We start from the raw sequence: 22,020 nt of genomic DNA, 5'->3' as shown, positions 1-22,020 counted from the left end.
TTATGTCTATATTTAAACGATTTTTTGTGATAGCATATATAGTTATGAAGGTGGTGATTTAATGCTTGCTAAAGTGATTATCGATATTCCAGTCGCTCAAGTTAATCGAGAATTTGACTATTTAGTCCCCGAACAGTGGGAAGAAGCCATTCAATTAGGTATGCGTGTTGAAGTGCCTTTTGGTCCAAGGCAATTACTGGGATTTGTGGTTGGTTTTTCAGATGAAACTAGTTTTACTGGAACTTTAAAACCAATTAGCAAATTATTAGATTATCGTAGTTTTTTGAATGAAGAATTAATCGAATTGAGTGATTATTTAGCCAATCATTTGCAGGCTTTTAGAATTGCTGTTTTACAAACAATGTTACCTAATTTATTAAAAGTAAAATATGAATCGTATTTTCTAATACATAATCATGCTCAAATTCAAGCCTTGACCAATACTGTGATTGAAAATCATGAAATTGAAAAAACGATGCTCGAAACGATGTTAACACCGAATCAAATAAAAGCATTAATTGATCAAGAGGCCATCGAACTAGAAAATCGAGTTTTAGATCGGAAATCAACCAAAAAGATGCAAGTGATCGATAAAGCTTTGGATGAACAACAATATAAAGCCGTTTCTGAAACTTTAAGTAAAGCCGCTAAAAAACAGCAACAATTGCTTGACTATTTAATCCATCATCCGAAAATAGCTTATCCGATTACGATTCAAGATTTTTGTGAAATAACCGGTCTCAGTCGTACTGTTGTAAATACCGCTATTGATAAAGGATGGTTAATCAAATCTGAAGTGGCTGTTTACCGTAATCCATTAAAGGACCAGGAATTTCTTCAAACGACAGCCAAAACATTAAGACCTAATCAACAAAGCGCTTATGATACCATTGTGGCTTCCGTAGAAAAAGGGCAAGCTAAAACCTTTCTACTAGAAGGCGTTACCGGTAGTGGCAAGACCGAAGTATATTTACAATTAATGGAAAAAGCCCGTCAACAAGGGCAGTCGGCCTTATTATTAGTACCAGAAATTGCCTTGACTCCACAAATGGTCAATCGAGTGGTAGGCAGATTCCAAAAAGGAGTGGCAGTTTTACATTCTGGTTTGTCTACTACGGAAAAATACGATGAATGGCAGCGAATTATTAAAGGTGAAGCGACGATTGTGGTAGGAGCCCGTTCTTCAATTTTTGCACCATTAAAAAACATTGGTATTATCATCATTGATGAAGAACACGAAACGACTTATAAACAATCCGATAATCCACGTTATCATGCGCGTGATGTCGCCTTATGGCGGAGCCAATATCATCAATGTCCGGTTGTTTTAGGAAGTGCCACCCCATCATTAGAAAGCCGAGCTCGGGCTCAGGTCAATCATTATCAACTCGTTATGATGAGTGAACGAGCTAACTTTTCTGAATTACCGGAAGTAGAATTAATCGATATGACCAATGTCTTAGTTTCTAAGACCTATACCGAGATATCGCCATCCTTACAACAAGCAATTGAGCAAGCCATTAGTCAAAAACAACAAATCGTATTGTTATTAAATCGTCGTGGTTATGCATCGTATATGCAATGTCGTGAATGTGGACATGTCGTTCAATGTCCACGTTGTGATATTTCTTTGACCTATCATAAGAGTGAACATCGCATGAAATGTCATTATTGTGATTATCAACAAATGGTACCAACTGAATGTCCTCAATGTGGTAGTCAACATATTCGTAGTTTAGGTTCAGGAACTCAAAAAATTGAAGAGACTTTAACAGAATTAATCCCACATGCGCGAATTTTACGCATGGATAATGATACGACTAGAAGAAAAGGGGACCATGAACGGATATTAAAACAATTCGCTAATAAAGAAGCCGATATTTTATTGGGAACACAAATGATTGCTAAGGGGCTTGATTTTGAAAATGTTACTTTAGTCGGTGTTATCAATGCGGATACGGCCCTTAACATACCTGATTTTCGTTCGGGTGAGAAGACCTTTCAATTATTAACGCAAGTAGCAGGCCGGACCGGACGTGGTCAATTAAGGGGTAAAGTCATCATTCAAACCTACAATCCTGATCATTATGTGATGCAATTGGTCAAGACGCACGATTATGAGAATTTCTTTAAATACGAGATGAAACGGCGTCATATTGGGAATTATCCCCCTTATTATTTTACAACTTTAGTCACTGTCTCCAGTAAAAATCAAGGGATGGCTGAACGTAAAATCCATCAGTTGAAACAATTATTATCCAATCCATCACTGGAGCAACAACAACAATTACTATTGTTAGGCCCATCAAGAGGCGCTATTGCTCGCATCAACGACGTTTATTATTTTCAATTATTACTCAAGTATAAAGATAAGCAATTCATTCAAAATAAAATTAGTGAAATTGTCAATCAAGCTCAAAATGAATCACGGCAAGGTCTTTATGTTTCAATTGACCATGAACCTTATCATTTTATTTAGAGGAGGTAAATTATATGAAGAAAATTATTTTTATGGGGACACCTGAATTTTCAGCAACAGTTTTAAAAGGGATTTTATCACAATCCTCATTATATGAAGTGATTGCCGTTGTGACTCAACCAGATCGCCCTGTTGGTCGTAAAAAAGTATTAACCGCTTCTCCAGTAAAAGAAGTGGCATTGAGTCATCAAATTCCTGTTTTCCAGCCGGAAAAATTAGGTAAATCAGAAGAGATGGAACAAATATTAGCCATGGACGTTGATTTAATTGTCACGGCCGCTTATGGTCAATTTGTGCCGACCAAATTATTAAAACATCCAAAATATTTAGCCATTAATGTGCATGCATCACTATTACCAAAATATCGCGGTGGGGCACCGATTCATTATGCGATTTGGCAAGGTGAAGAGGAAACAGGTATTTCTATTATGTATATGGAAAAAGAAATGGATGCGGGTGATATTTTAGCACAAGCTAAAACACCTATTCATTCCACTGATGACGTCGGTCAATTATTCGAACGTTTAGCAATAATAGGGCGCGATTTATTATTAGAAACATTACCACCATTATTTGCAGGGGAAATAACGCCCATTAAACAAGATGAGCAGTTGGTTACATTCTCTCCCACTATTTCTAAGGAACAAGAAAAAATTGATTGGTCTCAATCGGCAACGGCAGTACATAATCATGTCCGGGCTTTTCGACCATTTCCTTCCACTTATACTATGTGGAATGGTCAACGCTTAAAAGTGTGGGCAGGGCACCCGATAGCTTATGCTAAACCGAAAATGGTGGCACCAGGGACGATTGTAGCCGCAGAAGATGACCAAGTAATTGTCCAATGTGAAGAAAGCTATTATGCGATTAGCTCATTACAACCAAGCGGCAAAAGAAGAATGGATGTCACTACCTTCTTAAACGGAATGGATGCTGATGATTTAATCGGGCAACGATTTGAATAGAGTGACAGCCAATGAAAATAAAACAACGTAGTGAAAAACAATTAGCTAAAAATGTTAGATGGCAAGCACTGAAACTGATTCATCAAATTGAATATGAAGATCAATATTCTAATGTTTTAATCAATCAAACCTTACAACATACTCACTTGACTGAATTGGACCAAAAATTATTGGTGCAATTAGTCTATGGTGTTGTGCAACGAAGCTTAACATTAGATTATTATTTAGAACCTTATATCAAGAGCAAGAAAATCGATACTTGGATTGCTTCTTTATTTCGCTTAAGTGTCTATCAACTATTATTTTTAGATAAAATCCCAGATCATGCCGTTTTAAATGAAGCAGTTGAAATTGCGAAAACGAATGGGCATGGCGGCTTAGGCAAGTTTGTTAATGCCATTTTAAGACAGTTTAAACGCCAACCTTTAAGGGAATTACCCGATAAAGCAACGGCATTCTATGACTATTTAAGTATTCAATATAGCATGCCATTATGGTTAGTCGAGCAACTTTCACACTGGTTAGGGGATCAAAGTGATCAGTTGGAATCATTACTAAAGAGTCTATTAGAGACACCCCATTTATCAGCGAGAGTGATCGCGAATATTGATCAGCGTCAAGAGATTCAGCAACAATTACAAACCGAACAAGTGATTACTGAACCTAGTAAGGTGTCACCCTATGGCTTAATCGTACAAAGTGGTGACTTGATTCATTCTAATGTCTTTAAGGAAGGACGAGTGACCATTCAAGATGAGTCCAGTATGTTAGTCGCACCATTAGGAAAACTAACTGGAGCAGAGCAGATATTGGATGCTTGTTCAGCTCCTGGTGGTAAAGCGACGCATATTGCCCAATTATTAACAACAGGCCATCTGACGGCGTTAGATTTATCGAGCCATAAATTAAAGAAAGTGGATCAACATTTACAAAGAATGGGTTTAAGTGAAAAAGTGACCACTCAACAGGCCGATGCGTCAAAATTTTTGCCGAAAAATAATGCATTATATGATACAATATATTTGGATGCTCCATGTTCTGGCTTAGGCTTGATGCGTCGAAAACCGGAAATAAAATATGAAAAACAAGCACAAGATTTAGTTGAATTAGCAAAGATACAAGCTGAACTATTGAATCATGTCGCAAGTTTATTAAAACCTGGAGGGGTGTTAGTATATAGTACATGTACACTAGCACCGATTGAAAATGAGCAAATAGTTGATCAATTTTTAGCCACTCATGCAGATTTTCAATTAGATCCAATCCAACCAACAGAATTACTACCAGCAGATTTACTTAATTCAGTGGGTCAAATTAGAGTTTGGCCGCATCAATATCATACAGACGGCTTCTTTATTAGTCGTTTCGTTAAAAAATAAACAGAGGTTTATATGAGAGGTGAAAGGATGAAAATCAAAGTCCGTTCAAATGTTGGACGAAAACGTTCATCAAATCAAGACTATGCTGATTATTTTACGAATCAACATCAGCAAGTATTATTTATTTTATGTGATGGTGTCGGAGGGCACCAAGCGGGCGATGTCGCGAGTAAACAAACCACTCAATTTTTAGGGGAGCGTTTTGTTCAAACTGAAGAAAAATTTGATTTAACCAATATTCAAACGTGGTTAAAAGAACAAATTGAAGCCGTTAATTTATATATTTATGAAACATCAAAGTCAGAAAGTCAGCTTGAAGGCATGGGGACGACCTTAGTTGCGGGGATTGTCGTCGAGGATCAATTAGTTATCGTACATGTTGGTGATAGCCGGGCATATGTCTACAAAGAAGGCCAATTACGTCAAGTGACCGAAGACCATTCTTTAGTCAATGTCTTAATAAAAACAGGTGAAATTACGAAAGAAGAAGGTCAAATGCATCCACAACGCAATGTGGTGACTCAATCAATTGGCGTCACTCCTGATGTTGAAGCTGAGAGCAACTTAATTCCATTGGAACAAGTAGAAATGTTGATGCTTTGTTCAGATGGCTTAACCAATATGGTAGAAGATGCGCAATTACTTGAAATGTTTAATCAGGATCGTCTTGCAGATGATTTTCCTGAAAAATTAATTGAAGCCGCAAATAATGCGGGAGGCACTGATAATATTACCGTTATTTTAGCATCTGAATTCTCAAATGAGGAGGTGTCAGCATGATTGAAATAGGAGATAAACTCTCGGATCGTTATCAGATAAATGATGTTATCGGTCAAGGTGGCATGGCTAATGTATTTTTAGCGCGTGATTTAATACTTGATCGTGATGTTGCTGTTAAAGTTTTGCGTTTTGACTTCCAAGATAATAAAGATGCGATACGTCGTTTCCAAAGAGAAGCAATGTCTGCCAGTCAATTACTGCATCATAATATTGTTGAAGTTTATGATGTCGATGAGACTGATCAACAACAATATATTGTAATGGAGTATGTGAAGGGAACAGATTTAAAATCCTTTATTAAACAAAATGCGCCACTTTCATTAGAATTAACGGTTTCGATTATGAGTCAAATTTTATCAGCTATTGAAATTGCCCATAAAAACCGGATTATTCACCGTGATATTAAACCACAAAATATTTTAATCACGGAAAATAATGAAGTGAAAATTACCGACTTTGGGATTGCGATTGCTTTATCAGACACCAGTATTACACAAACCAATACCTTATTAGGTTCGGTTCATTATTTATCGCCTGAACAAGCGCGTGGGAGTAGTGCAACGATTAAATCAGACATATACGCCCTTGGGGTCGTATTATATGAACTGATTACAGGTACCGTTCCCTTTAATGGAGAATCGGCGGTGTCAATTGCTCTTAAGCATTTCCAAGAGGCATTTCCCCGTGTGAAAGATACGGTCGATTATGTGCCACAAAGTTTGGAAAATGTGGTCTTAAAGGCGACCACTAAAAATCCAACCGAACGCTATAATTCTGTCGAAGAAATGCATCAAGACTTGACCACTAGTTTAAGTGCTAATCGGATGAATGAAGCACTTTTTGTACCAAAGGATATGTCTGAGACGACAGTTTTAAAACCAATTAAACCCATCTCTTCAGCTCATAAGGCTTTAGATGGAAAAATGGAAGCACCAGAGCCTTTGGATGAAGAATTAGTCCCTAGTTTTGATGTCGTCCCACCGATTGAACCTGTGCGCAAAAATTATCGTTTCGTGCGTTGGTTAGTGGGTATATTATTACTAGTACTCTTAGTACTTGGTAGCTATTATGTCTATGCTCAGACGACTCGTTTTGTAACGATTCCGGATGTATACAATAAAACGCAAGAAGAAGCGATAAAGTTACTAGAAGAAAATAATTTAAACGTCAATCAAATTATTCCCCAGTGGGATAAGACCTTACCAGCGGGAACGGCTATTGAAACTAAACCGGAAGCCAATTCACGTATTGAAAAAAATAGTGCTGTTAACTTAGTAGTAAGTAATGGCAAAGAGCAAGTTGAAATTGGTAATTATATTGGCGAAGCTTATGAACCGATTCGTAAAGAATTGACGGACGCTAACTTTATTGTAGTGCGACGCGGGATGGCGACCAATGATGAAAGCCAAGTAGGGGTTATTTTAGACCAGAGCGTTGAACCTGGCTCAAAAGTAGTGCCAACAGATACAACGATTACCTTTACAGTAGGACAAATGTCGGATAGTATTTCTATGCAAGATTTTAATAATTTACCTTTATCCATGGTGCAAAACTTTGCAGATGAATATGGTTTAAATGTTGATGTCACCTATGCTTATGATGATTATATCTCAGTTGATCAAGTTATTAGCCAAGACCCTGTGAGTGGTACAGCTTTAGTTCCAGGTGATACTATTTCAGTCGTTGTCTCACAAGGTGCACAAGAAGAAGTGGTTCTACAACATACCGAGACGATCACGCTTGAATATTTACCGACTTATGCAGATACTGATTTGGAAATGAAAAATCCATTACCAAATGTAATCGATGTTTATATTGGTGATTCACAAAACAATATTAATACTTTACATCGTAGTTTTGAAATAACCGAAACAACGACCGTTCAATTAAAATTCTTTATTAAGAATGATGGTGTCGGTCAGTATCGTATTTTAAGAAATGGTGAAGTTTATATGGAAAGTAATGCTGTTTACCCAGAACAATAGTTGAAGTGACAAGACTGCTATTGACCGATTAGAGTCGGCAGTAGTGGTCTGTTTTTATAAAACGAGGAGGGAATCTATGAAAGAAAAGCAAATCATTACGAAAGAAGGGTTCATTTACCAGGCGATTAGCGGTTTTTATTATGTATGGTCTGAAGGTCATTCATATGCCACTAAACCTAAAGGGAAATTTCGACATCAACAAGTAAAACCATTGGTTGGGGATCATGTTGAAATCGAAATCGATCTTGATGATAGTCAATCAGAAAGTCGTTTAGTGACGATATTTCCAAGAAAAAACAGTTTAGTGAGACCTCCGGTGGCCAATGTTGATGACGCGTTTATTGTGATGTCACTGGTCGAACCAGATTTTTCATATAATTTATTAGACTACTTTTTAGTATCGATTGAGTCTCATCAAATTGAACCGATTATTTTACTTACCAAATATGATTTATTAGTAAAATCGATGGGTGAAGCGACAGCTGAATCAAAAGTGAAAGAAATTAAAGACGTTTATCAAAAGATTGGCTATCAAGTCATCGTAAAAAATGAAATTAGTGCTTTTGCAGAGGAAATAGAATCAGTAGTCAATAAAGATGCTATTTACATCGTGATGGGCCAATCAGGTGTGGGCAAATCGACTTTATTAAATGATTTATTACCTAAAGCCGATATTGCTACCGGTGAAATTAGTGATTATTTAAATCGTGGACGTCATACGACTCGTGAAGTCACTTTATATCGCTTATATCAAGGACTTCTTGCAGATACGCCTGGATTTAGTGCAATTGACTTTCCACAAATTGAAAAAGAAGCACTGAGTCAGTATTTTCCTGAAATTTGGCGTAAGAGTGCCGAGTGTCGCTTTAGAGGATGTCTACATCAAAATGAACCTAACTGTGCAGTCAAAGAAGCGGTTGAAACCGGCGAAATTGCCACCTCTCGATATGAAAATTATAGTCAAATATTACAAAAAATTGAACAAAGAAAACCGGTTTATCGTAAAAAGGAGAAATAAAAAATGAAAATAGCTCCCTCAATATTGAGTGCGGATTTTACCAAATTATTAGCTGAAATTAAAGAAATTGAACAATATGGTGCAGATTATTTACATATAGACCTAATGGACGGTAACTTTGTCGGTAATATTTCTTTTGGGCCGATGGTCTATCAATGGTTAAGACCTCATACCGACTTAGTATTTGATGTGCATATGATGGTCGAACAACCAGAACGATATGTCGAAATGGTTGCCAATGCTGGGGCCGATATTATCACGGTACATGTCGAAGCCACTCATCATTTACATCGCGTGATTCAAATGATTAAACAACTAGGAAAAAAAGCAGGAGTGGTGATTAATCCTGGCACACCAGTGTCTGCCATCGAAGCTGTATTATCAGAAGTGGATTTAGTATTGGTCATGACGGTTAACCCAGGGTTCGGAGGACAAAGATTTATCGAATCGACTTTAATCAAAATTAGTCAATTAAAAGAGTTACGTAGTCAACACCAATATCAATATGAAATTGAAGTTGACGGGGGGATTAATGAAATAACTGCTCAACAATGTTTGGCAGCTGGAGCCGATGTTTTAGTAGCAGGATCCTATATTTTTAACGCAACGGACCGTCAACAAGCGATTGAGTCTTTACGTAAATAAGGAGCGATGCGAATGGCAAAAGTCATAATTTGCGCAGGAGGACCTAATCCGGCCCTAGACCATTTGCGAATAAAAGAAGAAGACATATTAATAGGGGTTGATCATGGCGCCTATCGCTTAATAAAAGCCGGTTTTACTTTAACTCATGCTTTCGGTGATTTTGATTCAGTTAGTGCAAGTGAATTAGTTTTCATTGAAGAAAATACGCAAACACTTCATCGATATCCATCAGAAAAAGATGATACGGATTTGCAATTAGCTTTGTTATATGTGCTAGAGCATTACTCTCAATATGAAACGATTGCAATATACGGGGCCTTAGGTGGAGGTGGTCGTGTTGACCACTTTTTAGCCAATATTTGGTTAGTATTGGAACCGCGCTTTGAAAACATTGTTGAAAAGCTTCATTTTATTGAAACTCAACATCAAGCGCGCTTTTATCAACCAGGTCATCATCAATTATTGAATCCATCGCAAGCGAAGTATTTATCGATCATTTCTTTAACCCCAGTTAGCTCGTGGCAAATTAAAGGTGCCAAATACAATTTGCCAGCAACGGATTTTAAGACGCCGACTGCTTTAATTAGTAATGAGTTTATCACCAACCGACCAACGATTGAATTATCCTTTACTAAGGGCATGATTAGTGTTTTGTGGGTTCAAGATGATCATTAATTTTTAAAAAAGCAAAAAAGTCTGTAAAGTATCTTGCCTTTACAGCTAAACTATGGTAAATTTGTAAGGTATGAAAAAGCAGAGACTCAGCTCCTGCGATATAAAGGAGGAATTACGATGGCTAAAGTATGCTATTTCACTGGTCGTAAAGCTAAATCAGGAAACACTCGTTCTCATGCTATGAATCAAAGCAAACGACGTTTCGGCGCTAATTTACAAAAAGTTCGTGTGATGATCGACGGAGAACCTAAAAAAGTTTGGGTATCTGCTCGCGCTTTAAAATCAGGTAAAATTGAACGTGTATAATTAACACAATATACTAATAGGGGCTAGGCAAACACATTCTTGTTGATTGCCAGTCCCTATTTTTGTTAAAAGAGTCATAATGACTGGATAGGACTAAATTCATTGAGATGCTTTCAATCCAAGCCAAATTGTATGGGATAGGTAGAGCAAGTTTAATTGTTTGTTTTTAAGTTTAAATGACACCTATTATGTAAAATATACAGATTTCATCCGTAATAAATAGCGTTTAATCACTAGTTATGGTAAAATTATTACGATACAATACATAAGTTTGAGGAGGCGTATATAAATGGCTATTAAAATTCAAACTCCAAATGGTCAAATTACATTAAACAACGAAGTAATCGCAACCGTCGTAGGTGCAGCTGTAACCGATAATTACGGTGTCGTTGGAATGGTTAGTAAAAATGTTATTCGCGATAATATTACAGAAATTCTAAAAAAAGATAACTATGCAAAAGGGGTCGTCATTAGCCAACAGGGTAATGATGTAGCAGTCGATGTGTATATTTTAGTTACATACGGCACCAAAATATCAGTCATTTGTCAAAATATTCAGCAAGCCGTGAAATATAATGTTGAACAATTATTAGGTTTTGAGACAAGTTATGTCAATGTTCATGTTCAAGGCGTTAAAGTGGACTAAGTCTTAAAATCGAGGAGGATTCAAGTGGAATTAACAAAAATAACTGCAGCCGAATTTCGAGCAATGGTGATTGCCGGTGGACAACGACTAAATGATCAAATGGAACTCATTAACTCATTAAATGTGTTCCCAGTACCAGATGGTGATACCGGAACGAATATGAATATGTCGTTTACTTCTGGGGTAGAAAATTTAAAACAATCAAAATCTGACAAAGTAGGAGAATTAGCAGGTGCTTTAGCTAAAGGTTTATTAATGGGAGCACGTGGTAACTCTGGTGTTATCTTATCGCAAATTTTCCGTGGTTTTTCACAAGCAATTACAGACAAAGAAACTTTAGATGCTAATGACTTTGCTGCTGCTTTTGCCGGTGGTGTCGAAGCTGCCTATAAAGCTGTGATGAAACCCGTAGAAGGAACCATTTTAACTGTTGCCCGCGAATCAGCTATTCGTGGTGAGAAAAAAGCGGCTAAAACAGATAATATTATTGAAGTAATGCAATCAATCGTAACAGGCGCTGAAAAATCTTTAGCCAAGACACCTGACTTATTACCCGTTTTAAAACAAGTAGGTGTTGTTGACTCAGGTGGGAAAGGTTTATTAAGTGTTTATGAAGGATTCTTATCTGCACTTAAAGGCGAAGCGAGTATTGCCCAAGATGCTGATGAATTATCACAACAAGCTCAAGCTCATGCACATGCAATGTTTGAAGAGGGTGCAGAAAATCCAATGACCCTTGAAGAGATTACGTATGGTTACTGTACCGAAATCATGGTGCGCATTGGGGAAGGACCTACTACAATTAAATCATTTAATTATGATGAATTTAGAAATACCTTAGATCAAAAAGGAGACTCATTATTAGTAGTAGCCGACGATGAAATCGTAAAAGTTCATATTCATACTGAAAACCCTGGGGAAATTATGCAATTAGGCCAAGAATTTGGTGAATTAATTAAGATTAAAGTAGATAATATGCGCGAACAAGTGCGTAGTCTAGAAAATGATGAAAAAGCATTAAATGAAAAAGCTCAACAAGTGGCTGAACCAACGAAACCAGAACGTGAATATGCTATTATCGCAGTAGCAGCAGGTGAAGGGATTATGGAATTATTCCGCTCACTCGGTGTTACTGAAGTGTTATCAGGCGGTCAAACCATGAACCCATCTACTGAAGACTTTATTAAAGCAATCGAAAGAGTAAACGCTAAGAAAATTATCTTATTACCTAATAATAAGAATATCGTCATGGCTGCAGAGCAAGCAACGCAAGTGGCTGAAGTTCCAACAGTGGTCATTCCAACGACTACCATTCCAGAAGGAATTGCATCATTAATGGCCTTTAATGTGGATGCATCGATTGAAGAAAATAAAGAACAAATGACTGAAATGAGTCACCAAGTAACCAGTGGTCAAATTACTTATTCTATTCGTGATACCGAAATTGATGGTGTTAAAATTAACAAAGAAGATTACATGGGCATTGTGAGTGGTAAAATTATGTTATCCGTACAAGATGCACCAACTGCATTAGACCAAACTTTAAAATTAATGATGACTGAAGAAACTGAAATTGTGACGATTATTGTTGGCGAAGACGGTTCAGTCGATGAAGCAAATCAAATTGCTGAAGAATTAGAAGAACGATTTGAAGACGTTGAATTTGAAATTGTAGAAGGTAATCAACCGGTATATAATTATATCATTTCAGCAGAGTAGTGTATTAAGGATGATAGTTAGAGCTGGGGCAACCCGGCTCTTTTGTGTTATTTTAAGGGAGGAGGCAAGATCAGTGAGTGATTGGTTGGATAGTATTGGAACCTTAAAAGGAGTAGGCCCAGCAAAAGTACAACAATTTGCCTCTTTAGGCATTCTGACTATTCGAGATTTATTATTTTATTTCCCTTTTCGTTATGAAGATTTTCAAATTCGAGATTTAAAAACAATTATGGATCAAGAGAAAGTAACTTTAAAAGGACAAGTTGTATCACCGCCGGTGGTCAATTATTATGGTCGACGCAAGAGTCGTTTATCATTTCGTTTTGCTGTATCTGACACCGAGGTCATCCAAGTTGTTTTTTTTAATCAACCTTATTTAAAAAAATCATTTGAATTAGGCCAAACAAAAGTAGTTTATGGTAAATGGCAAAGTAACCAACAGAGTTTACTAGGCATGAAAATGATTAAAATTGATGAAGATGGGGAGAATAATATTGCCGGCGTTTATCCTAGCAAACAAGGAATTCGTCAAACAACCATTTTAAAAACAATTCAAGCTGGTTTTGATGAGTATTATCATCAGATTCCTGAAATTATTCCCCAATATTTAAATGATAAATATCGCTTAATACCTTTGAATCAAGCTTTGTACCAAATGCATTTTCCAAAAGACTCAGTGCAAAAGAAACAAGCGACGCGCAAAATCATCTTTCTTGAATTTTTCTTATATCAATGGCGCTTATTAAACACTGCTTATCGTGATAGTCAAGAGCAGGGTGTACGAGTTTTTTATGAGGTTGAAGATTTAAAAAGTGTTATTAAGACCTTACCCTATGATTTGACCAATGCTCAGAAAAAAGCCGTGAATGAAATCTGTTATGACCTAATGGCGCCTTATCCTATGAAACGAATGCTACAAGGTGATGTCGGGAGCGGGAAGACCTTAGTGGCCTTTTTAGGAATGATAGCAACGATTCAAGCAGGTTTTCAAACGGCTTTAATGGCACCAACTGAAATATTAGCCAAACAACATTATGAGAATTTTAACCGGATATTTGAACCGGTGGGCTTACACGCAGAATTATTAGTGAGTAATTTAAAAGCAAAAGAAAAACAAAATTTGATTGAAGGCTTACAAACGGGTAGAATTCGAATTGTGATTGGGACGCATGCACTCATTCAAGATAATGTTCAATTCAAACAGCTTGGCTTAGCCATTATCGATGAACAGCACCGTTTTGGTGTCGGACAAAGACAAGCCTTACTGAATAAAAATGATACGGCAGTTAATTTATTACAAATGACTGCTACTCCGATCCCTCGTTCATTAGCGATGACATTATATGGCGAATTGTCGGTTTCGACTATTGATGAATTACCAGGTGGACGTAAACCGATTACTACCCATCGAGTAGAAGCAGGAAAAATAGATGAAGTATATGAACGCATGCACATTGAACTGGCGGCAGGTCATCAAGTTTATTATGTGTTGCCATTGATTGATGCTTCAGAAAATATGCAGTCGATTGATAATGTAATCGAGATTGCCGATCATTTAAGCGAGGTTTTTGTTCAATATCAAGTAGGCGTCTTACATGGACAGTTAGATAAAGAAGCACAAGAACAGGTAATGGATCAATTTAATGATAATCAGATCCAAATTTTAGTGGCAACTACCATGGTGGAAGTCGGTGTCGATGTTCCTAACGCAACAGTCATTGTGATTCAGTCTGCTGAACGCTTTGGTTTAGCTCAGTTACATCAATTAAGAGGACGGGTCGGACGAAGTGATTTACCAAGTTATTGTTACCTCATCGGATCGCCTACTACTGAACAAGGAGAAGCACGACTGGATATTATGACCCAATCTCAAGATGGCTTTTTTATTAGTCAAGAGGATATGAAAATTAGAGGGATTGGCGATATTATGGGACGTAGCCAATCGGGCTTACCACAATTTCATTTTGCGAATGTGGTCGAAGATGCGCATATTTTAGCGATTGCCCGTCAAGAAGCCAAAGAACTTTTAAATCATTTACATCATTTATCTGATGAAGAAGAACAAGCCTTAAAAGATTGGCAAGATTCTACCATCATTGAAATGTAAATTTCGAATCAAGATAATAATTAATAAATCACTGTGTGGTGATGACTTTTTTGAAAACGATCAAAATCTGAAAACTTATTTTGATAATAACCATATCAGATGAACTATTTAAAAAAGTAGTGTAAAATAACTTCATTAAGTGAAAATAAAATCATTACTTATAAATCTTATCTATATAATAGGAAGAGATTTTTATTAGCTTGTTTGAAATGGGCAAAAATTTGATAAAATAGATTCAATTATTGCACGTAAATGCTCAGCGCATTTTTGATTAGACATCAAACAGTACCTAAAAAATAGGTTAATAATTTCTGACTGTGAGTGCTAGAAGTTGAAGCGAAAATCATCTCATTTTGTTATACTTGTCCACTTCCTAAATGAAAGATAAAAACGATAATATGTGTTTAAGAAAGAAGGTATATAATGTTTAAAATTGCAATCGATGCCATGGGAGGCGATCATGCTCCCAATGCAGTTGTAGAGGGAGTCAATAAGGCTATCGCGACTTTTCCCGAAATTGAAGTACTGCTATTTGGAGATGAAGCACAAATAAAACCATTATTAACAGTTGAAGACAGAGTCACCATCGTCCATACCGATGAAGTGGTTGAAAGTGATGATGAACCTGTGGCAGCGGTTCGTCGTAAAAAAGGTTCTTCAATGGTAATGGCAGCACAATATGTAAAAGAGAAAAAAGCGGATGCTTTATTATCAGCCGGAAATACTGGCGCTTTATTAGCAAGTGGTTTACTCGTCGTTGGGCGTATGAAAGGGATTGATCGTCCAGGTTTAATGCCAGTATTACCAACTTTTAATCCTGAATCACCACATTTAATTTTAGCCGATGCAGGCGCAAATGCTGATTGTAAACCTAATAATTTATATCAATTTGCCGTTTTAGCTTCATTTTATGCCAAAGCCATGTTCGGCATCGCTAATCCAAGAGTGGGCTTGATTAATAATGGTACTGAAGAAACCAAAGGAAATGAATTAACTAAAGCAGCTTTTCCTTTATTAAAAGAAGCAACTGAATTAAATTTTGTGGGCAATGTCGAAGCAAAAGAACTGTTGCAAGGGGTATGTGATATCGCTATTACAGATGGTTTTACTGGTAATGCTATTTTAAAATCATTAGAAGGAACGTCTAAAACCATTTTTAAAGCAATCAAAAATCAATTATTAAATTCAGGTTTTAAAGCCAAATTAGGTGGATTATTAATCAAAAATGCATTAAGTGATTTAAAAGATCAATTTGATGATACGAAAGAAGGCGGAGCTATTTTATTAGGAGTACAAGCGCCCGTCATTAAAGCACATGGCTCTTCTAATGAGGAAGCCATCTTCAATGCGATTAGACAAGCAAATAAAATATTAACAAGCAATGTTGTGGAAGAAATAGCTAACCATTTTAGAAGTCTCTCATAATTAAATAGGAATTCTTAAATTAAATTAATATTTAGGTAGACATTTTAGCATTTAATATGTAAAATAGTATGAGTATACTAACGCGTGTAGACGCAAAATTAGTTGGAGGTATATTAATGGGAACTAAAGAAAATGTATTCGAAATTGTAAAAGAAATGATTATCGATCGTTTTGATGTTCAAGAAGAAAGTGTCACTCCGACAATGACGTTTAATGATTTAGGTGCTGATTCATTGGATATAGTTGAATTAGTAATGGAATTAGAAAATCGATTTGAAGTGACCTTTGATGATGACAAAATAGAACAACTTGATAATGTTGGCGATGCCGTTCAATATATCGAGACGTTAACAGCGTAGTAGTATAAGGTATAACTGAACGGAGGGAAAACATGAATGAGCAAGAATTATTATTAGACATAAAAGACTTGCATGTTGGGTTCCGTATCAAAGATGATTATTATGATGCGGTAGATGGTGTATCTTTACAACTATTCAAAAATGAAAAATTAGCAATAGTTGGAGAGTCAGGTTGTGGTAAGAGTACGCTCGCAACGACTATTATGGGATTACACAACCCAAATGTAACTAAAATTACGGGTGAAATTATTTATCAAAACGAAAATGTTATTGAATATGATGAAGCAGCCTTTAATGGGATTCGTGGTAAGAAAATCGGAATGATTTTTCAAGATCCATTAGCTTCATTAAATCCTTTAATGACGATTGAAGCTCAAATTGATGAAGCTTTAATTTATCACACAAAATTAAATGCTAAAGAGCGTCATCAACGCGTTTTAGAGTTGTTAGATCAAGTAGGGATTGCTAATCCACAACGTACAGCAAAACAATATCCACATGAATTATCCGGTGGAATGCGTCAACGTGTGGTTATAGCGATTGCATTAGCTTGTAAGCCGGCTATCATTATTGCCGATGAACCTACAACAGCATTGGATGTTACTATCCAGGCACAAATTTTGGACTTATTAAATGATATTCAGGAAGAAACTGAATCAGGTATTATTTTAATTACACATGACTTAGGAGTAGTAGCTGAAACAGCAGACCGAGTGGCTGTGATGTATGCAGGGCAAATCGTTGAAATTGCAACGGTACATGATTTATTCAACGACCCTCGCCATCCATATACGCGTTCTTTATTACGTTCAATCCCACAAACGGATAGTAATTTAGAAGATGAATCAGGTGAATTGCATGTTATTCAAGGAATTGTTCCACCACTACCTAAATTACCAAGAAAAGGTTGCCGTTTTGCTCCACGTATTCCGTGGATTGGATCAGAAGCTCATGAAGAAAATCCAACCTTACACGAAGTAGTGCCAGGTCATTTCGTTCGTTGTACCTGTCATGAACACTTCCACTTTGAAGAGGAGGCGAAATAATGGCAGAATTTATGAGAGTAGAAGGATTGAAAGTCCATTATCCAATTAGAAGTGGCTTCTTTAACCGTATTACAGATTATGTTTATGCAGTTGATGGCGTTGACTTAGTCTTCGAAGAAGGAAAAACTTATGGATTAGTAGGAGAATCAGGTTCAGGTAAATCAACAATCGGTAAAGCCATTATTGGATTAGAAAAAATTACCGACGGTAAAATCTTCTATGAAGGTAAAGACATTACCTCTGAAGCACGTAAAAGACGTTCTGATTATCGTCGTAATGTGCAAATGATTTTCCAAGATGCAATGAGTAGTTTTAACCCTAAAAAGCGTGTTACAGATGTTTTATCAGAACCATTACGTAACTTTGAAAATATGACACCAGAAGAAGAAAAACGTAAAATGATTGAGTTACTGCATATTGTCGGTTTATCCGAAGATGCTTTAAATAAATATCCACACGAATTCTCAGGTGGTCAACGTCAACGTATTGGGGTAGCCAGAGCGGTTGCGATTAATCCTAAATTAATCATTGCCGATGAGCCAGTTTCTGCATTGGACTTATCTGTACAAGCACAAGTATTAAACTTTATGAGACGTATCCAAGATGAATATAATACGAGTTATTTATTTATCTCCCATGACTTAGGAGTCGTTAAACATATGTGTGATGAGTTAGCAATTATGTATCGTGGTCGTTTCACTGAATATGGTTCAAGTACCGATATTTATGGCAATCCAAAACATATTTACACTCGTCGTTTATTATCTGCGATTCCGCAAATCGATCCAAATAACCGTGAAGAAAACAAAATGAATCGTTTACGTGTTGAAAAAGAATACCAAACGAATGCATCTAAGTATTTCACGGAAGAAGGTCGCGTTTACGACTTGAAAGAATTATCATCTACGCACAAAGTAGCTCTGAAAGATGTTAATGGACAAGGAGGCGTCAATTAATATGTGGAAAACAATTCTTAGACGTATTGTCTTAATGCTGCCACAATTGTTTATATTAACAATTTTAGTATTTGCATTAAGTATCTTAATGCCAGGGGATGCCCTAACCGGGACAATTGACCCAACAATTTCAGCAGCTCAGTTAGAAGCAATGCGTGAAAAATTAGGCTTAAACAAGCCATGGTATGAACGTTACATTGATTGGATGAAAGGTGTTTTAGTGGGAGACTTCGGTAGAAGTTGGAAATACAAACAACCTGTATTGTCTATCATTGGACAACGTGTATGGCCAACGATTTGGTTATCATTATTTACAGCAATTTTAACGTATCTTATTGCGTTACCTTTAGGTTTATTAGCGGGGCGCTACCAAGATTCTTGGATTGACCGTACGATTAACTTATATAACTTTATTTCGTATTCGATGCCATCATTTGTATTAGGTTTATTAATGATTTGGTTATTTGGTTATACATTAAAATGGTTCCCAACACGTGGGACAATCAGTTCAGGTGTCACACCGGGTACGATTCAAGCCATGTTATCACGCTTGTATCATATCATTTTACCGGGTACTACCTTAGCTTTAATTAGTACTACTGGTACCATTCAATACTTACGTACTGGAATTATTGATGCAAAATCACAAGACTATGTGCGTACTGCTCGTGCTAAAGGGGTACCTGAAGCGGTAGTATATCGCCGTCATATTTTCCGTAACTCATTATTACCAATTGCAGCCTTTATGGGATATACCATTACAGGTTTAGTTTCAGGGGCAGTTATTACAGAAAATATCTTTACTTATCAAGGGATGGGACGTTTATTCTTAGACTCAATCAGTGGTCGTGATTTCTCAGTCATGATGACCTTAGTATTGTTCTTTGGATTTATGACTTTATTAGGTACCTTGTTGTCAGATATTATTATGGTATTCGTGGATCCACGAATTAGAATAGACTAGGAGGAGGACACAATGGAATTACAACAAAATATGCAAGAAGCCGAAGTAGTTCAAGATCAAGAAACGTCTGTGCCACCCCTAGGTTTTGAAGTTATTCGCCGTGAATTTATGCGTGATAAATTAGCGATTTTCGCTTTAGTATTATTGATTTCTATTATTTTAATTTCAGTATTATCGCCATACTTTATTGATGTGTCAGCTGGAATGAAGGTTAGTATTTTTGACCGTTTCTTAAAACCTGGAGTAGATGGCCATATTTTAGGTACTGATGAAGGTGGACGTGATGTCTTTACGATGTTAATTGCCGGTACTCAAAATACATTGTTTATCGGGTGGTCCGTAACTGTTATTACCGCCGTTGTTGGGATTGCTTTAGGGGTAATCTCTGGTTATTATGGTGGTGTCGTAGATGATGTCATGATGCGTATTGTTGACTTTATTATGGTTTTACCGACATTCATGTTTACTATTGTTATGATTACTATCGTTGAAGGTTTCAGTATGTGGAAATTAATCTTAATCATTTCCGTATTCGGGTGGCCAGGTACTACTCGTTTATTCCGTACAGCAACCTTATCTGAAGCAGCTAAAGATTATATTAGTGCTTCAAAAACAATGGGAACCCGCGACTGGAAGATTATCTTATTTGAATTATTACCTAACTTAAGTTCGATGATGATTACCAACTTAACATTAAGTTTTGCTGGAAATATCGGGATTGAGACCGGTTTAAGTTATTTAGGATTTGGTTTACCAGTAGGAACCCCATCAATTGGTACTTTAATCGGTTATGCTAATAACCCAGACGTTATTGAAAATAAAACTTGGGTTTGGTTACCGGCGGTTATCCTAGTATTAATCTTAATGCTTTGTGTTAACTATATCGGACAAACCTTACAACGTGCAGCAGACGCTCGCCAACGTCGTGGTTAGTCATAATCTTAATAATTAACAAATGGGAGTGGGCAAGAAGTAGAAAATTAAATAATTTTCGCTTCGTCTGCCCACCCCCGCACAGTTGAGTAGGTCTCAAACAAGTCGTTTAGACGCCATTTGAGACCACTCAACCACTGCGCTTTGAATTAAATTGATATGCCTGAACAGAATTTAAAAAGTTTTTGGCCCAGCCTCAAGTTCTAATAATTTTTACTGATAGGAAATTATTACAAATTTAGCAGAGATAAGGCTTAATGCCGAAATCAGACCACCCTTTGGTGGTCTTTTTGATTCTAAAATTTCACACTGTTCCACATGAACGCATTGTTTGTCATTGCTATTGCGATATAATAGAATAAAATGCATTATATATACGCTTTGAGGAGACCAAAATGGAATTTTTAATTTTTTTCATGATTTTGATCTTACTTTGTCATCCCATAGTATTATCGGTTGTTACATACACTTCGTTGACGATTAAAGGATTGTTACTATTAGCTTTAAAACTATTATCGATTTTATTTGAAAAGTAAAATATAAAGTTGTATTTTTTCTTGTAATTGTTTTATTATGTATAGGCCTTACTCTTAACAATATGAAAGAGAAGGCTGTTTTCGTTTGTCTATCATCAAACAATTTATTGAAACCCCGCATTACTCAACGGCATCTTCTTGGCTTACTTAAAGCTAATCAAATTTGTGAACTTTAGTAAGGACAATAACGATTGTTAACTTTCAGATTACTTTTATTTTTTTGCGTATCCCAATGCAAGCAAATAATAATATATTAGTTTTACATCATTGAGAATGCCAGGTAGACTTTTACTTTAAATGGTAGGGGAAATCGCTTGGAGATAAGTACTTCTTCATTGCAAACACTCTTCCATATTGAGATAATAGAGGTTAGACGAGGAGTGAGACTTATGAATTTTGATCACACAGCTTTTGCTGTTTTTAATGAACCTGAACTAGCAGAAAGAATGGCGGCCATTCAAGCACGCATTCAACCAACTTTTCAATATTTTGGTGATATTTTAGCAGAACATCTTCAAGAACAATCACCACCATCAACGGAGGTGTTTGTGCATATTGCGAAACATTTACGGAGAACAGCTTATCCTCCGGAATCAACATGGGTAGCGATTGGTGGCGATAAACGTGGATATAAGAAGTATCCTCATTTTCAAATTGGTATTAATGAACATTATGTATTTTTCACTTTGGCGTTAATAGATAATCCACTCTATGAAAAAGAAATTGCTCAATTATGGCAACAAAAATTGTCTGCATTTAAAGAGTTGCCACAAGATTTCGCAGTCATTCCAGATCATACCCAGTTTGGGTTTCAAGAGGGGCCAGATATTGATTGGGCGAACTTACTTGAACGTTTGGAAAAAGTAAAAAAAGCTGAATTAATGATAGGAAGAATCTATCCAAAAGATTTAAAGATATTAAGTGATAGTAAATTATTAACGGAAAGTTTCATTGAGACTCTTGACGAACTGATGCCGTTTTATATGGAAGCAATGTCATTTTATTAAAACTAAAATTATTTGTTATAGACCGCTTTCATCAGAAAAAATGTTTTTATTTTTATTGCAAAATACTGTATAGTAGTACATGGACAGGAG

General features: G+C 36.4%; 19 protein-coding genes. All 19 read left to right on the top strand.

Translation table 11 applies throughout. The features are described from left to right. The first annotated feature begins 61 nt into the window (after positions 1–61). Positions 62–2,479, top strand: coding sequence for a primosomal protein N' (priA, locus tag B5D12_RS06385; protein WP_078756036.1), 2,418 nt, complete (start codon positions 62–64; stop codon positions 2,477–2,479). Between the two features lie 14 nt (positions 2,480–2,493). Then, the gene (fmt, locus tag B5D12_RS06380) at positions 2,494–3,444 is read left to right on the top strand and encodes a methionyl-tRNA formyltransferase (protein WP_078756035.1); all 951 of its coding nucleotides are present in this window, start codon (positions 2,494–2,496) and stop codon (positions 3,442–3,444) included. Between the two features lie 11 nt (positions 3,445–3,455). After that, the gene (rsmB, locus tag B5D12_RS06375) at positions 3,456–4,823 is read left to right on the top strand and encodes a 16S rRNA (cytosine(967)-C(5))-methyltransferase RsmB (RefSeq protein WP_078756034.1); all 1,368 of its coding nucleotides are present in this window, start codon (positions 3,456–3,458) and stop codon (positions 4,821–4,823) included. Between the two features lie 27 nt (positions 4,824–4,850). Continuing rightward, positions 4,851–5,603, top strand: coding sequence for a Stp1/IreP family PP2C-type Ser/Thr phosphatase (locus B5D12_RS06370; RefSeq protein WP_078756033.1), 753 nt, complete (start codon positions 4,851–4,853; stop codon positions 5,601–5,603). After that, a complete protein-coding gene (gene pknB / locus B5D12_RS06365) occupies positions 5,600–7,588 on the top strand; it encodes a Stk1 family PASTA domain-containing Ser/Thr kinase (RefSeq protein WP_078756032.1) in 1,989 nt (662 codons plus the stop codon). Before B5D12_RS06370 ends, pknB begins: the two co-directional genes overlap by 4 nt. Before the next feature lie 76 nt (positions 7,589–7,664). Continuing rightward, positions 7,665–8,606 (top strand): ribosome small subunit-dependent GTPase A, encoded by a 942-nt coding sequence (rsgA, locus tag B5D12_RS06360; RefSeq protein ID WP_078756031.1) that lies wholly within the window; start codon positions 7,665–7,667, stop codon positions 8,604–8,606. A gap of 3 nt (positions 8,607–8,609) precedes the next feature. Further along, on the top strand, positions 8,610–9,251 hold the full coding sequence (rpe, locus tag B5D12_RS06355) for a ribulose-phosphate 3-epimerase (protein ID WP_078756030.1): 642 nt from the start codon (positions 8,610–8,612) through the stop codon (positions 9,249–9,251). A 12-nt stretch (positions 9,252–9,263) separates the two neighbouring features. Next, entirely contained in the window at positions 9,264–9,926 is a 663-nt protein-coding gene (locus B5D12_RS06350; protein WP_159443877.1) for a thiamine diphosphokinase, read from the top strand. A 117-nt stretch (positions 9,927–10,043) separates the two neighbouring features. Further along, on the top strand, positions 10,044–10,232 hold the full coding sequence (gene rpmB, locus B5D12_RS06345) for a 50S ribosomal protein L28 (RefSeq protein ID WP_066124112.1): 189 nt from the start codon (positions 10,044–10,046) through the stop codon (positions 10,230–10,232). 289 nt (positions 10,233–10,521) lie between these two features. Continuing rightward, positions 10,522–10,878: an Asp23/Gls24 family envelope stress response protein gene (locus B5D12_RS06340; protein ID WP_066124110.1), complete on the top strand. Its 357-nt coding sequence runs from the start codon at positions 10,522–10,524 to the stop codon at positions 10,876–10,878. Positions 10,879–10,902: 24 nt separating this feature from the next. Continuing rightward, positions 10,903–12,597, top strand: coding sequence for a DAK2 domain-containing protein (locus B5D12_RS06335; RefSeq protein ID WP_078756028.1), 1,695 nt, complete (start codon positions 10,903–10,905; stop codon positions 12,595–12,597). Positions 12,598–12,670: 73 nt separating this feature from the next. Then, a complete protein-coding gene (gene recG / locus B5D12_RS06330) occupies positions 12,671–14,704 on the top strand; it encodes an ATP-dependent DNA helicase RecG (protein ID WP_234982928.1) in 2,034 nt (677 codons plus the stop codon). 423 nt (positions 14,705–15,127) lie between these two features. Next, entirely contained in the window at positions 15,128–16,129 is a 1,002-nt protein-coding gene (gene plsX / locus B5D12_RS06325; RefSeq protein WP_078756026.1) for a phosphate acyltransferase PlsX, read from the top strand. A gap of 116 nt (positions 16,130–16,245) precedes the next feature. Continuing rightward, positions 16,246–16,488: an acyl carrier protein gene (gene acpP / locus B5D12_RS06320; RefSeq protein ID WP_066124101.1), complete on the top strand. Its 243-nt coding sequence runs from the start codon at positions 16,246–16,248 to the stop codon at positions 16,486–16,488. A 32-nt stretch (positions 16,489–16,520) separates the two neighbouring features. Then, on the top strand, positions 16,521–17,534 hold the full coding sequence (locus tag B5D12_RS06315; RefSeq protein WP_078756025.1) for an ABC transporter ATP-binding protein: 1,014 nt from the start codon (positions 16,521–16,523) through the stop codon (positions 17,532–17,534). Then, positions 17,534–18,490 carry an ATP-binding cassette domain-containing protein gene (locus tag B5D12_RS06310; protein WP_078756024.1) on the top strand — a complete coding sequence of 319 codons (957 nt, stop codon included), beginning with the start codon at positions 17,534–17,536 and terminating at the stop codon, positions 18,488–18,490. Before B5D12_RS06315 ends, B5D12_RS06310 begins: the two co-directional genes overlap by 1 nt. A 1-nt stretch (position 18,491) precedes the next feature. Then, positions 18,492–19,454, top strand: a complete 963-nt coding sequence (opp4B, locus tag B5D12_RS06305) for an oligopeptide ABC transporter permease (RefSeq protein WP_066124096.1) — start codon at positions 18,492–18,494, stop codon at positions 19,452–19,454. Between the two features lie 30 nt (positions 19,455–19,484). Beyond that, positions 19,485–20,387, top strand: coding sequence for an ABC transporter permease (locus tag B5D12_RS06300; protein ID WP_078756069.1), 903 nt, complete (start codon positions 19,485–19,487; stop codon positions 20,385–20,387). A 925-nt stretch (positions 20,388–21,312) separates the two neighbouring features. Beyond that, complete coding sequence (locus B5D12_RS06295; protein WP_078756023.1) at positions 21,313–21,930, top strand: DUF1054 family protein; 618 nt, start codon at positions 21,313–21,315, stop codon at positions 21,928–21,930. Positions 21,931–22,020: the final 90 nt, after the last annotated feature.

This window comes from Globicatella sulfidifaciens DSM 15739 (assembly GCF_900167405.1).
Taxonomy (GTDB): Bacteria; Bacillota; Bacilli; order Lactobacillales; family Aerococcaceae; genus Globicatella; species Globicatella sulfidifaciens.
Note: the sequence above shows the minus strand (reverse complement) of the source record. Positions and strands in the feature narration are given on the sequence as shown.

Excerpts from the sequence above, each read along its gene's own strand:
- priA (WP_078756036.1), top strand. The coding sequence starts at position 62 with ATGCTTGCTAAAGTGATTATCGATATTCCAGTCGCTCAAGTTAATCGA.
- fmt (WP_078756035.1), top strand. The coding sequence starts at position 2,494 with ATGAAGAAAATTATTTTTATGGGGACACCTGAATTTTCAGCAACAGTT.
- rsmB (WP_078756034.1), top strand. The coding sequence starts at position 3,456 with ATGAAAATAAAACAACGTAGTGAAAAACAATTAGCTAAAAATGTTAGA.
- B5D12_RS06370 (WP_078756033.1), top strand. The coding sequence starts at position 4,851 with ATGAAAATCAAAGTCCGTTCAAATGTTGGACGAAAACGTTCATCAAAT.
- pknB (WP_078756032.1), top strand. The coding sequence starts at position 5,600 with ATGATTGAAATAGGAGATAAACTCTCGGATCGTTATCAGATAAATGAT.
- rsgA (WP_078756031.1), top strand. The coding sequence starts at position 7,665 with ATGAAAGAAAAGCAAATCATTACGAAAGAAGGGTTCATTTACCAGGCG.
- rpe (WP_078756030.1), top strand. The coding sequence starts at position 8,610 with ATGAAAATAGCTCCCTCAATATTGAGTGCGGATTTTACCAAATTATTA.
- B5D12_RS06350 (WP_159443877.1), top strand. The coding sequence starts at position 9,264 with ATGGCAAAAGTCATAATTTGCGCAGGAGGACCTAATCCGGCCCTAGAC.
- rpmB (WP_066124112.1), top strand. The coding sequence starts at position 10,044 with ATGGCTAAAGTATGCTATTTCACTGGTCGTAAAGCTAAATCAGGAAAC.
- B5D12_RS06340 (WP_066124110.1), top strand. The coding sequence starts at position 10,522 with ATGGCTATTAAAATTCAAACTCCAAATGGTCAAATTACATTAAACAAC.
- plsX (WP_078756026.1), top strand. The coding sequence starts at position 15,128 with ATGTTTAAAATTGCAATCGATGCCATGGGAGGCGATCATGCTCCCAAT.
- acpP (WP_066124101.1), top strand. The coding sequence starts at position 16,246 with ATGGGAACTAAAGAAAATGTATTCGAAATTGTAAAAGAAATGATTATC.
- B5D12_RS06315 (WP_078756025.1), top strand. The coding sequence starts at position 16,521 with ATGAATGAGCAAGAATTATTATTAGACATAAAAGACTTGCATGTTGGG.
- B5D12_RS06310 (WP_078756024.1), top strand. The coding sequence starts at position 17,534 with ATGGCAGAATTTATGAGAGTAGAAGGATTGAAAGTCCATTATCCAATT.
- opp4B (WP_066124096.1), top strand. The coding sequence starts at position 18,492 with ATGTGGAAAACAATTCTTAGACGTATTGTCTTAATGCTGCCACAATTG.
- B5D12_RS06300 (WP_078756069.1), top strand. The coding sequence starts at position 19,485 with ATGCAAGAAGCCGAAGTAGTTCAAGATCAAGAAACGTCTGTGCCACCC.
- B5D12_RS06295 (WP_078756023.1), top strand. The coding sequence starts at position 21,313 with ATGAATTTTGATCACACAGCTTTTGCTGTTTTTAATGAACCTGAACTA.